We start from the raw sequence: 13,056 nt of genomic DNA, 5'->3' as shown, positions 1-13,056 counted from the left end.
GCGGCCCCGCCCTCTTCCGTCACCCCGGCCTTGTGCCGGGGTCCACTTCGCCCCTCGCGCGGCAGCCGGTGTTGGACGGTGGGCCCCGGCACAAGGCCGGGGTGACGAAAGGGCTGACATGACCCTCCTCCCCCGCTCGCTCTACGGTCGCCTGCTCGTCACCGCGCTCGTCGCGACGCTCGCCGCGCTCGCCTTTGCCGCGGTGACGATCGGCGCGGTGCTCGATCGCTTCGTGATGCACGGGCTGGACGACCGGCTCGACGCGCAGATCGCGGTGCTCGAGCAAGCCGTCCGCCCCGACGGCAGCATCGACCATGCGCGGCTCGTCCTCGCCGCGCCCTATGACGATCCGCAAGGCGGCTGGGGCTGGCGGATCGATGCGCCGGGCCGCACGATCACCTCGCCCGCCGCGCCCGCCCTCGCCGCGCTGCAAGCGGGCGGCCCGCGGCGCGCACCGCCGCCCGCTTGGCCGCCGCTTTCCCCGCCAGCGCCTTCCGCTCCGTCATCCGTCGCGTCAGCGCTGATCGGCCCGCCGCCCCCGCCCGATGGCCGACGCGCACACGGCGACGGCCCGCGCGACCGCGACGGCACCCAAGCGCTCGACTGGCATGGCGAGGACGGCATGCGCCATGCGCGCAGCCTGACGCTCGCCACCCCGGCGGGCGCGGTGCGGATCACCGCCTCCGCCCCGCGCGCGATCGTCGACCGCCCGCTCCGCGCCGCGATGGCACCGCTGCTCGGCTCGCTGCTGCTGCTCGGCGTCGCGCTGGCGGCGGCGACGCTGATCCAGCTCCGCATCGGCCTGCGCCCCTTGAAGACGATGCGCACCGGCCTCGCCGCGATCCGCGCCGGAACCGCGCGCGCGCTGCACGAGGACCAGCCGACCGAACTCGCCCCGCTCGCGCGCGAGATCAACGCGCTGCTCGACGAAAATGCGACCGCGCTCGCCAATGCCCGCGCGCACGTCGCCAATCTCGCGCATGGCCTCAAGACGCCGCTCGCCACGCTCGCGCTCGCGCTGCCGCAGCACGATCCCGACGGCACACTTGCCGCGCAGGTCGCGCGGATCGACCAAGCCGTGCGCCACCATCTCGGCCGCGCGCGCGCCGCGACGCCGGGGAGCGGCTTGCGCTTCGCAACCCCGCTCGCCCCCGTCGTCGCCGACCTGACCACCGCGCTGTCGCGGATCCACGCCGATCGCGGCGTCAGCGCGAGCGCGACGATCGATCCCGCGCTCAGCGTCGCGGTCGACCGGCAGGATCTCGACGAGTTGATCGGCAATCTGCTCGACAATGCGTGGCGCTTCGCCGCATCGCGAATCACGATCGACGCCGCCCCCGCATCCGACCCGCGCTTCATCCGCCTGAGCATCGCCGATGACGGCCAGGGCATTGCGCCCGCGGCGCGCGCCGCCGCGCTCACCGCCGGGCAGCGACTCGATGAACGCGGCGATGGCCACGGCTTCGGCCTGTCGATCGCACACGAACTCGCGACGCTCTATGGGGGCTCGCTGGTGCTCGATGCAGCATCGCTCGGTGGTCTCGATGCGATCGTTACGCTGCCGACGACGCTTTTCTCCGAGGCGTGAAAATATTGTCACGTTCCCGCTTCGGTCTCTTGCGTTTGAGCGAAGCCAGCTTTGACCGCGCGTCGCGTGATGAGGCCTCGCCCGGTCATCCGCCAAGCGTCGCGGATTAGCGACGAACCGAGTCCCCAATCTGTCATTTACCGTCTTGTGTCTCCGCGCGATCCGGCACAATCTGTAGGGGTTGAGTTCGGGGGCGAACCCAAGAGCTAGTGAATCAGACACCGCAACCCTATATTGCGGTAATGATCTGGACTGCGATTGCAGCGCGGGACGGTCTGTTTTTGTTCTCGCGTTTGCCCACGGAATGCTATGCTGGGAGCTCGCTTCCCGATTCGAACGGATCGGGAACAGAGGCGGTCCCGGTCGACACGATTTTGAACGAGTTTACAGGGACGCGAAACATGGATTTTCGGGATACCGGGGAAGTGAGTACCGACATGGCCACCGATATGATCGAGGCGCTCGCCGCCGCTGCGGCACCCGCCGACGACGCCGCCAAGGACGGTCGCGGCACCGCCGATCGCAAGCTCGCCGCGCGGGGCGATTCGAAGGAGATCCACGTCCAGCTCTATCCGGTCGAGGTCGATCATTCGCGCGATGCGCTGCTGACCGATTTCGGCAAGGACACGCTGCGCGACCGCTATCTGCTCCCGGGCGAGACCTTCCAGGATCTGTTCGTGCGTGTCGCCTCGGCTTATGCCGATGACGGCGCACACGCCCAGCGCCTCTACGGCTATATCTCGAAGCTGTGGTTCATGCCCGCAACGCCCGTTCTGTCGAACGGCGGCACCGGGCGCGGACTGCCGATCTCGTGCTTCCTCAATTCGGTGCCCGACAGCCTCGGCGGCATCGTCGACACCTGGAACGAGAATGTCTGGCTCGCCTCGCGCGGCGGCGGCATCGGTACCTATTGGGGCAATGTCCGCGGCATCGGCGAGCCGGTCGGCCTCAACGGCAAGACCTCGGGCATCATCCCGTTCGTCCGCGTGATGGATTCGCTGACGCTCGCCATCTCGCAAGGCTCGCTGCGCCGCGGGTCGGCCGCCTGCTATCTCGACATCTCGCACCCCGAGATCGAGGAGTTCCTCGAAATCCGTAAGCCCTCGGGCGATTTCAACCGCAAGGCGCTCAACCTCCATCACGGCGTGCTGATCACCGACGCCTTCATGGAAGCGGTGCGCGCGGGCGAAGAGTGGAACCTGACGAGCCCGAAGGACGGCTCGGTCCGCGCGACGGTCGATGCGCGCGGCCTGTTCCAGAAGCTCGTCGAGACGCGGCTTGCCACCGGCGAGCCGTACATCGTTTTCGCCGATCACGTGAACAAGGGCATGCCCAAGCATCACCGCGACTTGGGGCTCAAGGTCTCGACCTCGAACCTGTGCTCGGAAATCACGCTGCCGACCGGCAAGGACCATCTCGGCAACGACCGCACTGCCGTCTGCTGCCTGTCCTCGCTCAACCTCGAGACGTGGGACCAGTGGAAGGACGAGAAGGGCTTTATCGAGGACGTGATGCGCTTCCTCGACAACGTCCTGCAGGATTTCATCGACCGCGCCGAACCCGGCATGGAGCGCGCCGCCTATTCGGCGATGCGCGAGCGGTCGGTCGGCCTCGGCGTGATGGGCTATCACAGCTTCCTCCAGGCGCGCGGCCTGCCCTTCGAGGGCGCGATGGCCAAGTCGTGGAACCTGCGGATGTTCAAGCACATCAAGGGCCAAGTCGACGAAGCCTCGATGCACCTCGCGATGGAGCGCGGCCCCTGCCCCGACGCCGCCGACATGGGCGTGATGGAGCGGTTCAGCTGCAAGATGGCGATCGCGCCGACCGCGTCGATCTCGATCATCTGCGGCGGCACCTCGGCGTGCATCGAGCCGATCCCGGCGAACATCTACACGCACAAGACGCTGTCGGGCTCGTTCTCGATCAAGAATCCGTATCTCGAGAAATTGCTGATCGAGAAGTCCAAGAACTCGGACGCGATCTGGAATTCGATCCTCGAGCAGGGCGGTTCGGTCCAGCATCTCGATTTCCTCAGCCAGGACGAGAAGGACTGCTACAAGACGAGCTTCGAGATCGACCAGCGCTGGCTGATCGAGCTACAGGCCGACCGTACGCCGTTCATCGATCAGTCGACCTCGCTCAACCTGTTCATCCCCGCCGACGTCGAAAAGTGGGACTTGCTGATGCTCCACTTCCGCGCGTGGGAGCTCGGCGTGAAGTCGCTTTACTATCTGCGCTCGAAGAGCATCCAGCGCGCTGGGTTCGCCGGCGGGGTCGAGAACGACAACACGATCGAGAAGCCGCAATACGAGTTCGAAACGACCGATTACGACGAGTGTCTGGCGTGCCAGTGAGCTAAATTCCCTCTCCCGGTGGGAGAGGGAGGGAGCGGCGCAGCCGCGGAAGGGTGAGGACAGGATGCGGCTCTATGCACGTCAGCCAGTCGGTACCGTTCCGCGCGCGCGGCAATTGCGGCGCGATGCACCCGAGCCGGAACGCCGGCTGTTACGGGCGCTGCGCGAGAGCTTCCTGACGCTGAAATGGCGCCATCAAGCGCCGGTAGGGCCATTCTACACCGACATCCTGTGCTTTTCGGCAAAGCTTGTGATCGAGGTCGATGGCGACACGCATGCCGATCGCGAGACGCGCGATGCAGGCCGAACCAAGATGATCGAAGCGGAAGGGTTTCACGTGCTGCGCTTCACCAACACCGATGTGATGAAAAATACCGACGGCGTGATCGCGTCCATCTCCCTCTCCCTTCGGGAGAGGAGTTTTGGGTCGGACATGCCCCCGGCATGTCCTGAACAGCGCGGGGCGCTGCTCACCCAAAACTGGGCCCGCGCGGCGCAGCCGCGTGGGAAGGGTGAGGACATCGCATACGGAAAGGGCAGCGCGGAATGACCCGCACTGCCCTCACCCGACCTCGCTACGCTCGGCCACCCTCTCCCAAAGGGAGAGGGACTTTTAGCTTATTTCTCTTCTTCGAAGGTCACGGCGACATCGCCGTTTGCCGAGAGCCGCACCTTGCCGTCTTCGACATCGGCGACCAAGCCGAGCGAGATGTAATGGTGATGCCCTTCGTGCGACCCCGAGCCCTCGTTGACCTGCGCGCCCGAGTCCTTCTTGGTCAGCTTGATGCGGCCGCCCTCGACATGGTCGACGGTGCCGACATGGACGCCGTCGGCGCCGATGACTTCGGCATGTTCTTTGATCTGCGATGCGTCGACCATGATGGTAGCTCCTGTGCTATGATTGCGATCCCCCAACGCGCCGTTGGGGCATTGGATGCACGAGGCACAGCATGATCCCATCATTACGCATCCGCAACGCCTTCCATGCGGTCCGCCCGATCGGGGACCAGCGATGAGCCTGTCGATCGGCATCATGTACGCGGTCGCCGCGCTGTTCACGGCTATAGGCGCCGGCCTGCTGCTGTCGCTCACCCGGCCGAGCGCGCCCGGCAAGGTCTACGCCTTCCGCATGATCGGCATCATGGCGATGTCGCTCGGCATCGTGCTGCTGATGTCGGCGAGCGCGATGTGGCGCTGGAGCGTCGCCGCATGACCCAGTTTCACCCCCAGTTTTAACCCATCCCCAGATACAGTCCCGGAGTAAACCGCATGTCCCTCACCGAAGCCCGCAAGCAGTACAAGCCGTTCGAATACCCCTGGGCGTTCGATTTCTGGAAGCGCCAGCAGCAGATCCACTGGATGCCCGAGGAAGTGCCCTTGGGCGAGGATTGCCGCGACTGGGCGCAGAAGCTCAGCGACCATGAGCGCAACCTGCTGACGCAGATCTTCCGCTTCTTCACCCAGGCCGATGTCGAGGTGCAGGATTGCTATCACGAGAAATACGGCCGCATCTTCAAGCCGACCGAGATCAAGATGATGCTGGCGGCGTTCAGCAACATGGAAACGGTGCACATCGCCGCGTACAGCCATCTGCTCGACACGATCGGCATGCCCGAGAGCGAATATGGCGCCTTCCTCGAATATAGCGAGATGAAGGACAAGCACGACTACCTGCAGACCTTCGGCGTCGACAATGACGAGGACATCGCCAAGACGCTCGCGATGTTCGGCGGCTTCACCGAGGGGCTGCAGCTCTTCGCCAGCTTCGCCATGCTGATGAACTTCCCGCGCTTCAACAAGATGAAGGGCATGGGGCAGATCGTCACCTGGTCGATCCGCGACGAGAGCCTCCACTGCGAGGGCATCATCAAGCTGTTCCACGCCTTCTGCGCCGAGCGCAACTGCATGACCAAGTCGGTGCGCGACGACATTGCCGACATGTGCCAGCACACCGTCCGGCTCGAGGACAATTTCATCGATCTCGCGTTCGAAATGGGCCCGGTCAACGGCATGACCCCCAAGGAAATCAAGAAGTACATCCGCTACATCGCCGACTGGCGCCTTGGGCAGCTGGGCATGAAGCCGATCTACATGATCGACGAACACCCCCTCCCCTGGCTCGCGCCGATGCTCAACGGCGTCGAGCACGCCAACTTCTTCGAACAGCGCGCGACGGAATATTCGAAGGCGGCGACGCGCGGCAATTGGAACGAAGTGTGGGACGGGTTCGACAAGCGCCAGAAGGCGAAGGCGGGTGTTGGGGTTCCGGTGGCGAATGAGGATGCTGGTGAGGCGGGGGATATGTTCTCGCGCGCTGGCGTGGCCGCGGAGTAAGTCGCGCCGGCCGGGGATTAGCGTAATCTAATCCCCACCTTGAGCCACGCCCACGGCACAGATCGCCGTGGGCGGAAAGATTAGGAAGCCAAGATGGGTATTGCAGAACACTTCAGAATTCACGGCGCGGTTCATGCGTTTTGGATAATATCTATCCTCGTATTAATTATCACCGCTTTATTGCTGTTAGTTCCGAATGGATCATTTCTGCGAGATTATATATCCTTCGCCAGTTCCATAGCTTCGATAATTTTGGCTATTATCGCTATATTTTATTCAATGTTTTCAAATCAATCATTTTCCGAAATGGTTGGCTCTTTGCAGTCATCAGTTCAAAACACGTCTCAGTCATCCGCTAAATTAGAAGATGCTTCAAACTTTTTAACTACCTTAGCCGATCGCGTTTCGACAGAGATTTCAAGTCTTTCTCCGAGATTTGATGCCGTAGAAAACAAGATCGAAAAAGGACTGTTGACCGACAGAATAGTAAATTCTAGTAATTTAAATGGAAAAATGGGGCAGCGACCAATAATAAGGACAAGTCTACTGCAGGCTTAACGGTTGCCATATATGCTATTCAAAAGATGAGCGAGACATCCATCGAGTTCGAAGTTCAATCTGCCTTTGAAACGGAAGCATGGCAACAATACATTGCCGGGTGTCTTTCGACAATATCCTATTTTTCACCATGCGGAATGACAATAAAGAGGGTTGGTAGTTTTGGCTATTCACTTGCTTCTTTGGGCGATTTATCTTTAGAAGATATCAAGGAAATACTAAAATCTACAAAGCCAAACAAGAACATGATGACCGCTGTTGACGTTTATTTCGATCGAAAGAAAGAAATTGATGCTTCTTAAAGTTTAGTTTCCCTGATATAGCCTCAGGCATCCACCTTACTGCCGACTACGAACTCGCCGACACTCGTGGTGCTCGGCCGAATCGTAGCCGATCTCAGCGCCGAGATCGAAAGCGCATGGCATGACTATTTCGCCTAAGGCTACCGAAGTCCGCTTCGATGCCGACCAAATGTGGGTCGAGTTCGACGACGGCCGCACGCTCGGCGTGCCGCTCGCTTGGTTTCCGCGGCTGTTCGATGCCAGCCGGCCGATCGCGGCACAGTGCAGATCAGCCAATACGGCCTGCATTGGGAAACGCTCGACGAAGACATTTCCATCGCCGGCCTGCTCGCCGGCAGGGGCGACCGGACGATGCTCCCGAAGAACCTGGCGGCCTGACCTTCGTCGCTTTCTATCCGCCACACTCGAGCGTCTGGAGATTGTCGTGGAGACCAAGTGGCAGACCGAAGAGATATGGCGCCAATCCCTCGAACTGCAGCGATCGCACTTGCGTCGTGCTGAAGAGGTTGCCCGAACTTGGAAGCCTTTTCTAAAAGAGGTCGAAGATACGCGACGACGCGTTGCACGCATCTGGGCCGCTGGGCAGCCCGAATGGCAGGAGCAAGATAACGCTTAGAGGCGCGCGAGGCGGATCGCGACCAGATCGTCCCGCGCCTGCGGCGTGAGGTTAACCTTCAAGCTTGAGGTCGCGCCACACCTGCTCGACCGGGATCATCGCCGCACGATCGCGGGTTTGTGCCAGTCCGCGCTCGATCTTCGCACGCTCCCGGGCAGCATAGCCGGGGTCGGGCTCGCCAGCTTGCTCGGAGACCTTCTCGGCGGGGATCGCGGTCGGCTTCATGCGCGCGAGTGTATCACCGTTTGCGCATCATGAAAAATCGCCGCTTGCGCCACGAGCCCAATCCTCCCCCGCTAGGGGGAGGTGGGGGCCGTAGGCCGACGGAGGGGGCGGAAGCGGTGTCCTCTGCAAGAGAGGGCCCTCTTACCTCCCCCTCCGGCGCATACGCGCCACCTCCCCATGGCGGGGGAGGATCAAACGCCCCTCACCCCCGCAACCACGACAAAACAAACGGCCGCCGCGGCGCGCTCGTCCCATTGGGGGTCGCCACATCGATGTCCTGCCGGTTGAACTGCCGATACAGCACCACGCTCAGCACCGCGGCATAGAAGCACCACACCGACGCGAACGCATAGCCCTTGACCAGATGCACGATCGTCAGCCCGATCACGTTGAGCAGCCCGTACCCCCGCACCACGCGGTGCGTCGACAGCAGCAGCGCCCCGCACGTCGCGAGGATGTAGAGCAGCGACACCCACATCTGGCTGGTGATCGGGTTGGTATAGGTGATCGAATGCTGCTCGATCACCGCGCAGGTCGGCGCGACGACGAGGCCGGTCATGTCCCATGCGAACACCACCGCCCCCACGCCGCACAGGCCAAGGATCGCGCGCCGCCGCCACCCCGGCGGCTCCATCAGCACCACCGCGACGGGCATCAGCAGCGGCAGGATCCCGATCGCATAGAGCGTGAAGAGGAACACGCTATGGTCGACTGCCGTGGCCCCGAGCCGCCCCTCGAGCGCGAGCCACACCATCCCTTCGGAGAACTGGTGCACCGCGAACAGCAGCGGCACGCACGCGAAGAGCAGCGCGCGCGGCTCGCGGACATGCCGTAGCGTCGCGACGCCGACCACCCCGAGGACCGCCGACGCGGTAAAACTGGCGGTGGCCGAAAAGCACATGCGCGCAGACCTTCACGAGCAGGAGAGACGTCCGCTCTGGGGCGCAACGCCGTGGAATGCCAGCAGGATTTCGCGGCGGCCGCGACGCGACCCCCGGCAGCGACCGGGCCCGTCGCGGGTGCGCGCTCGGCGCGCGAAGCCGCCGCCGCCGATCGACCTCGCCCTCCGCCGCGGCGATGCTGCCGGCCACGCCCGCGTTCCACACCCGATCACCGATCGAACCGCCACCGCTACAAACCGCTGTCCTACACGAAACAATTAGGTTATATAGGGCACGTCTCAGATCTCAGAGAGCCGGTCATGCCGATCCTCACGCACACCAAGACCCTATCCCGTCGCCCCGGCGAAGGCCGGGGCCGCGTCGCTCTCGCGCGCATGGATCCGTCGGCGCCACCACAGAGCGGCCCCGGCCTTCGCCGGGGCGACGGGATGGGATGTCTGCCCGCGATCATCACAAAAACGGAAACGATCGCGATCGAAGACTCACCGTCCAGGGGTCAATCGAGTCAATTGCCCACTCGGTTCGTCGCACCGTCCGCAGGAGCGACGCAGCACCCCACCCGCCGACGTATCCCCACCACCGCGGGGATCCGCCGCCGCGCCATTCAGGCGCGCGCGCCCTCGACGACGCTGCTCGAATTGTGCCGCAGCGCTTTCAGCACGGTCTCGACGATCGCCTCGGCATCGAGCCCGGCCTGGGCATATTGCAGCTCGGGCTTGTCCTGGTCCTGGAACGTGTCGGGCAGCCGCATCGTGCGCAGCTTGAGCCCCGCGTCGATCAGCCCCGAGTCGCTGGCGAAGGTCAGCACGTGTGCGCCCAAGCCCCCGACCGCGCCTTCCTCGATCGTCACCGCGACTTCGTGCGTCGTCAGCAGCTTGCGGATCAGCTCCTCGTCGAGCGGCTTGGCGAAGCGCAGATCGGCGACCGTCGTCGACAGCCCCTTCGCCTCGAGCGCCTCGGCCGCGCGCATCGCCTCTTCGAGCCGCGTGCCGAGCGACAGGATCGCGACCTTGTGCCCCTGCCGCACGATCCGCCCCTTGCCGATCTCGAGCGCCTCGGCAACCGCGGGAAGCGCGACGCCGGTGCCGTTGCCGCGTGGATAGCGCACCGCGATCGGCCCGCTGTCGTGGAGGATCGCGGTGTGCGTCATATGGACCAGCTCGGCTTCGTCGGCCGGCGCCATCACCACCATGTTGGGCAGCGTGGCGAGATAGGCCAGGTCGAACGACCCGGCATGCGTCGCGCCATCGGCCCCGACCAGGCCAGCGCGGTCGATCGCGAAGCGCACCGGCAGGTTCTGGATGCAGACGTCGTGGACGACCTGGTCATAGGCGCGCTGCAGGAAGGTCGAATAGATCGCGCAGAACGGCCGCATCCCCTGCGCGGCGAGGCCCGCGGCGAAGGTGACGGCGTGCTGCTCGGCGATGCCGACGTCGAAGAAGCGCTCGGGATGCGCCTTGGCAAAGGCGTCGAGCCCGGTGCCCGACGGCATCGCCGCGGTGATCGCGCAGATCCGCGGATCGGTTTCGGCTTCCTTCGAAAGCTGCGCGCCGAACACGTTCTGATACTGCGGCGGACCCGGGGGCGCCTTGGTCTGCACGCCCGAGATGACGTCGAACTTCTGGACGCCGTGATACTTGTCCGCCGCGGCCTCGGCCGGGGCATAGCCCTTGCCCTTCTTGGTCACGACATGGACGAGGATCGGGCCCTCCTCGGCATCGCGGACATTCTCGAGCACGGGGATCAGCTGGTCGAGGTTATGCCCGTCGATCGGGCCGACATAATAGAAGCCGAGCTCCTCGAACAAGGTGCCGCCCATCGCCATGCCGCGGGCGAATTCCTCGGTCTTGCGCATGCCCGTCGCGATCGGCTTCGGCAGCCGCTTGGCGAGTTTGCGCGCCAGATCGCGGAAGCCGAGGAACTCGCGGCTCGACACGATGCGGCTGAGATAGGCCGACAGCCCGCCGACGGGCGGGGCGATCGACATGTCGTTGTCGTTGAGGATCACGACCAGCCGGTTGCCGGCTTGGGCGGCGTTGTTCATCGCCTCATAGGCCATGCCGGCAGACATCGCGCCGTCGCCGATCACCGCAATGCCCTTGCCGGGCTTGTCGGCGATCTTGTTGGCGACGCCGAAGCCGAGCGCGGCCGAAATCGAGGTCGAGCTGTGCGCCGCGCCGAACGGGTCGTATTCGCTCTCGGAGCGCTTGGTGAAGCCCGACAGGCCCCCGCCCATGCGCAGCGTCCGGATCCGGTCACGCCGGCCGGTGAGGATCTTGTGCGGATAGCATTGATGCCCGACGTCCCAGACGAGCTTGTCGTTGGGCGTGTCGAACACATAGTGAATCGCAACCGTCAGCTCGACCACGCCGAGCCCCGAGCCCAGGTGGCCACCTGTTACGCCGACGGCGGCGATCGTCTCCTGGCGGAGCTCGTCGGCAAGCTGGCGAAGCTGGGTGGGGGCAAGCGTCCGAAGATCGGCGGGAATGTTCACCGTGTCGAGCAGCGGCGTTTGGAGAATATCGACCATCCGGCCTGCTTAGCGTGGTGCAATCCGCCTGTCGATTACCTCGATTGCGCTGCGCACATTCTTGACGCGCCGTGCGTCGCGGCATCACATCGCGCCGATCGTACCGGGGGAAATGCCATGACCGCGCTTAGCCATCGCCTTGCTGCCGAGGCCGACATCCCGGCGATCGCCGCGTTGATGGAGCGCGCGATCGCCGAGCTGCAGCACGGTTTCCTGTCACCCGATGAGATCGCCGCAAGCCGGTTGAGCATGGGACTCGACACGCAATTGATCGCCGACCGCACCTATTTCGTGGTCGAGCAGGACGGCCAACTCGCGGGCTGCGGCGGCTGGAGCTACCGCGCGACGCTCTACGGCGGCAATGCCGGCGCCGCGCCGCGCGATGCGCGCACGCTCGATCCCGCAAGCGAGCCTGGCCGGATTCGCGCGATGTACACCGACCCCGGCTTCGTGCGCCGTGGTATTGGCCGCTTGGTGCTCGGCCTATGCGAAGCGGCTGCGCGGGGCGCTGGCTTCACGCGGGTCGAGCTGATGGCGACGCTGTCGGGCGAGCCGCTCTATCGCGCCGCGGGCTATCAGGAGATCGAGCGCGTCGCCAAGATGGCGGAGCGCGGCACGCCTGTGCCGGGGTTACGCATGGGAAAGGATCTTGGCTGAGCGCGGCTCAGCCACAGTCGGCGCACTTGCCGCGGACTTCGATCACCGGCCGCACCGGCGAGAATCCCGCCGCTTCCGCCGCCGAGCGCACGCCCTTGGTGATACGGTCGTCATCGAGGTGCGTCGTCTGCCCGCAGCTGTCGCACACCAGGAAGATGCAGTCGTGGAGACAATCGGGGTGCGCGTTGGCGATATAGGCGTTCGAGCTCTCGACTCGCCGCGCCAGATTGGCACCGACGAACAGGTCGAGGATGCGGTACACGCTGTTGGCGGCGACGCGACGCCCCTCGGCCTTGGAGACCGCCTCGGCGATGTCATAGGCCGATGCCGGCTTGTCGAACCCAGCGAGCGCGCGGAAGATTTGCGCGCGCATCGCGGTCCATTGCTCGCCCGAGCGTTCGAGCGTCGCCCGCGCGGCGACGGCGAGATCGGCGCCTTGCGGCTCGGCATGATGATGTGTGGCCATGCGGCCGAGATAGGCGGTGCGGGCCCTCCCCGCAACGGCGCGACTCAGGAGGGTCAGTTGGCGGCGCGGCGGTTCAGGTCGTGGCCGAGTGCGAGCGTCGCCACGCCGATCAGCGTCCACACCGTCTCCATCCCCGATCCGTCATGCGGCAAGGAGATCGCGCCCGCCATCGTGCCGAGCCCGGCCGAGCCGACCACAGCCGGCATCATATAGCCGTGCGTGAAGATCCCGCGCCCAAGCGCAAACACGCCGAAGCCGATCGCGATCGTCAGCCCGATCTCGTGGAACAGCGGGTTGAGCAGCAGCCCGCCCGCAGTCGAGGCCAGCGCGATGAACACCGAGCTCGCGATGCAATGCACCATGCACAGCCCCGACAGCCCGATCGCCATCGTGTCGAACCGCTGTTCGATCCAGCGGATTGCGGGGGTGTGGGCGAGAGTCGTCATGCTGGACGCCATGTGGCATGTCGAGGGTCAGGTTACAACATATCATCGACGATTTTTTGTGGTGGCCTTTCGTCGGAC

The 13,056-nt window shown here is 64.5% G+C and carries 15 protein-coding genes; 9 read left to right on the top strand and 6 right to left on the bottom strand.

Features of this window, described 5'->3' with window-relative positions:
* Nucleotides 1-118: 118 nt before the first annotated feature.
* From ACP7C5_RS10180 to ACP7C5_RS10170, 3 genes are all read left to right on the top strand, one after another.
* Nucleotides 119-1,588 carry a sensor histidine kinase gene (locus tag ACP7C5_RS10180; protein ID WP_426264147.1) on the top strand — a complete coding sequence of 490 codons (1,470 nt, stop codon included), beginning with the start codon at nucleotides 119-121 and terminating at the stop codon, nucleotides 1,586-1,588.
* Between the two features lie 401 nt (nucleotides 1,589-1,989).
* Entirely contained in the window at nucleotides 1,990-3,942 is a 1,953-nt protein-coding gene (locus ACP7C5_RS10175) for a ribonucleoside-diphosphate reductase subunit alpha (RefSeq protein WP_426264146.1), read from the top strand.
* 64 nt (nucleotides 3,943-4,006) lie between these two features.
* Nucleotides 4,007-4,492 carry an endonuclease domain-containing protein gene (locus ACP7C5_RS10170; RefSeq protein WP_426264145.1) on the top strand — a complete coding sequence of 162 codons (486 nt, stop codon included), beginning with the start codon at nucleotides 4,007-4,009 and terminating at the stop codon, nucleotides 4,490-4,492.
* Nucleotides 4,493-4,560: 68 nt separating this feature from the next.
* Here ACP7C5_RS10170 and ACP7C5_RS10165 read toward each other — a convergent pair whose 3' ends face one another.
* Complete coding sequence (locus ACP7C5_RS10165) at nucleotides 4,561-4,821, bottom strand: DUF2171 domain-containing protein (RefSeq protein WP_133186647.1); 261 nt, start codon at nucleotides 4,819-4,821, stop codon at nucleotides 4,561-4,563.
* Between the two features lie 133 nt (nucleotides 4,822-4,954).
* Between ACP7C5_RS10165 and ACP7C5_RS10160 the strand changes: the two genes are divergently transcribed.
* The 5 genes from ACP7C5_RS10160 (at nucleotide 4,955) to ACP7C5_RS10140 (ending at nucleotide 7,752) form a co-directional block, all read left to right on the top strand.
* The gene (locus ACP7C5_RS10160; RefSeq protein ID WP_426264144.1) at nucleotides 4,955-5,155 is read left to right on the top strand and encodes a hypothetical protein; all 201 of its coding nucleotides are present in this window, start codon (nucleotides 4,955-4,957) and stop codon (nucleotides 5,153-5,155) included.
* Between the two features lie 56 nt (nucleotides 5,156-5,211).
* Nucleotides 5,212-6,276: a ribonucleotide-diphosphate reductase subunit beta gene (locus tag ACP7C5_RS10155; RefSeq protein ID WP_426264143.1), complete on the top strand. Its 1,065-nt coding sequence runs from the start codon at nucleotides 5,212-5,214 to the stop codon at nucleotides 6,274-6,276.
* 93 nt (nucleotides 6,277-6,369) lie between these two features.
* Entirely contained in the window at nucleotides 6,370-6,834 is a 465-nt protein-coding gene (locus ACP7C5_RS10150; RefSeq protein WP_426264142.1) for a hypothetical protein, read from the top strand.
* A gap of 26 nt (nucleotides 6,835-6,860) precedes the next feature.
* The gene (locus tag ACP7C5_RS10145; protein WP_426264141.1) at nucleotides 6,861-7,136 is read left to right on the top strand and encodes a hypothetical protein; all 276 of its coding nucleotides are present in this window, start codon (nucleotides 6,861-6,863) and stop codon (nucleotides 7,134-7,136) included.
* 121 nt (nucleotides 7,137-7,257) lie between these two features.
* On the top strand, nucleotides 7,258-7,752 hold the full coding sequence (locus ACP7C5_RS10140; protein WP_426264140.1) for a DUF2442 domain-containing protein: 495 nt from the start codon (nucleotides 7,258-7,260) through the stop codon (nucleotides 7,750-7,752).
* 51 nt (nucleotides 7,753-7,803) lie between these two features.
* Here ACP7C5_RS10140 and ACP7C5_RS10135 read toward each other — a convergent pair whose 3' ends face one another.
* The 3 genes from ACP7C5_RS10135 to dxs form a co-directional block, all read right to left on the bottom strand.
* A complete protein-coding gene (locus ACP7C5_RS10135; protein ID WP_426264139.1) occupies nucleotides 7,804-7,977 on the bottom strand; it encodes a hypothetical protein in 174 nt (57 codons plus the stop codon).
* A 202-nt stretch (nucleotides 7,978-8,179) separates the two neighbouring features.
* Nucleotides 8,180-8,878, bottom strand: coding sequence for a DUF6629 family protein (locus ACP7C5_RS10130; protein WP_426264138.1), 699 nt, complete (start codon nucleotides 8,876-8,878; stop codon nucleotides 8,180-8,182).
* Between the two features lie 605 nt (nucleotides 8,879-9,483).
* Nucleotides 9,484-11,409, bottom strand: a complete 1,926-nt coding sequence (gene dxs, locus ACP7C5_RS10125; protein ID WP_426264137.1) for a 1-deoxy-D-xylulose-5-phosphate synthase — start codon at nucleotides 11,407-11,409, stop codon at nucleotides 9,484-9,486.
* Nucleotides 11,410-11,526: 117 nt separating this feature from the next.
* Between dxs and ACP7C5_RS10120 the strand changes: the two genes are divergently transcribed.
* Nucleotides 11,527-12,066: a GNAT family N-acetyltransferase gene (locus ACP7C5_RS10120; RefSeq protein WP_426264136.1), complete on the top strand. Its 540-nt coding sequence runs from the start codon at nucleotides 11,527-11,529 to the stop codon at nucleotides 12,064-12,066.
* A 7-nt stretch (nucleotides 12,067-12,073) separates the two neighbouring features.
* On the opposite strand, the gene ACP7C5_RS10115 is transcribed toward ACP7C5_RS10120, so the two are convergent.
* Nucleotides 12,074-12,532, bottom strand: coding sequence for a Fur family transcriptional regulator (locus ACP7C5_RS10115; RefSeq protein ID WP_426264135.1), 459 nt, complete (start codon nucleotides 12,530-12,532; stop codon nucleotides 12,074-12,076).
* A gap of 53 nt (nucleotides 12,533-12,585) precedes the next feature.
* Nucleotides 12,586-12,978: a MerC domain-containing protein gene (locus tag ACP7C5_RS10110; RefSeq protein ID WP_133186628.1), complete on the bottom strand. Its 393-nt coding sequence runs from the start codon at nucleotides 12,976-12,978 to the stop codon at nucleotides 12,586-12,588.
* Nucleotides 12,979-13,056: the final 78 nt, after the last annotated feature.

It is taken from the genome of Sphingomonas sp. PWP1-2, assembly GCF_049898305.1.
In the GTDB taxonomy this organism is placed as follows: domain Bacteria; phylum Pseudomonadota; class Alphaproteobacteria; order Sphingomonadales; family Sphingomonadaceae; genus Sphingomonas; species Sphingomonas glacialis.
Note: the sequence above shows the minus strand (reverse complement) of the source record. Positions and strands in the feature narration are given on the sequence as shown.

Bases quoted from the DNA above. Each gene is read 5' to 3' on its own strand.
- ACP7C5_RS10180 (WP_426264147.1), top strand. From the start codon at position 119: ATGACCCTCCTCCCCCGCTCGCTCTACGGTCGCCTGCTCGTCACCGCG.
- ACP7C5_RS10175 (WP_426264146.1), top strand. From the start codon at position 1,990: ATGGATTTTCGGGATACCGGGGAAGTGAGTACCGACATGGCCACCGAT.
- ACP7C5_RS10170 (WP_426264145.1), top strand. From the start codon at position 4,007: ATGCGGCTCTATGCACGTCAGCCAGTCGGTACCGTTCCGCGCGCGCGG.
- ACP7C5_RS10165 (WP_133186647.1), bottom strand. From the start codon at position 4,821: ATGGTCGACGCATCGCAGATCAAAGAACATGCCGAAGTCATCGGCGCC.
- ACP7C5_RS10160 (WP_426264144.1), top strand. From the start codon at position 4,955: ATGAGCCTGTCGATCGGCATCATGTACGCGGTCGCCGCGCTGTTCACG.
- ACP7C5_RS10155 (WP_426264143.1), top strand. From the start codon at position 5,212: ATGTCCCTCACCGAAGCCCGCAAGCAGTACAAGCCGTTCGAATACCCC.
- ACP7C5_RS10150 (WP_426264142.1), top strand. From the start codon at position 6,370: ATGGGTATTGCAGAACACTTCAGAATTCACGGCGCGGTTCATGCGTTT.
- ACP7C5_RS10145 (WP_426264141.1), top strand. From the start codon at position 6,861: ATGAGCGAGACATCCATCGAGTTCGAAGTTCAATCTGCCTTTGAAACG.
- ACP7C5_RS10140 (WP_426264140.1), top strand. From the start codon at position 7,258: ATGACTATTTCGCCTAAGGCTACCGAAGTCCGCTTCGATGCCGACCAA.
- ACP7C5_RS10135 (WP_426264139.1), bottom strand. From the start codon at position 7,977: ATGAAGCCGACCGCGATCCCCGCCGAGAAGGTCTCCGAGCAAGCTGGC.
- ACP7C5_RS10130 (WP_426264138.1), bottom strand. From the start codon at position 8,878: ATGTGCTTTTCGGCCACCGCCAGTTTTACCGCGTCGGCGGTCCTCGGG.
- dxs (WP_426264137.1), bottom strand. From the start codon at position 11,409: ATGGTCGATATTCTCCAAACGCCGCTGCTCGACACGGTGAACATTCCC.
- ACP7C5_RS10120 (WP_426264136.1), top strand. From the start codon at position 11,527: ATGACCGCGCTTAGCCATCGCCTTGCTGCCGAGGCCGACATCCCGGCG.
- ACP7C5_RS10115 (WP_426264135.1), bottom strand. From the start codon at position 12,532: ATGGCCACACATCATCATGCCGAGCCGCAAGGCGCCGATCTCGCCGTC.
- ACP7C5_RS10110 (WP_133186628.1), bottom strand. From the start codon at position 12,978: ATGACGACTCTCGCCCACACCCCCGCAATCCGCTGGATCGAACAGCGG.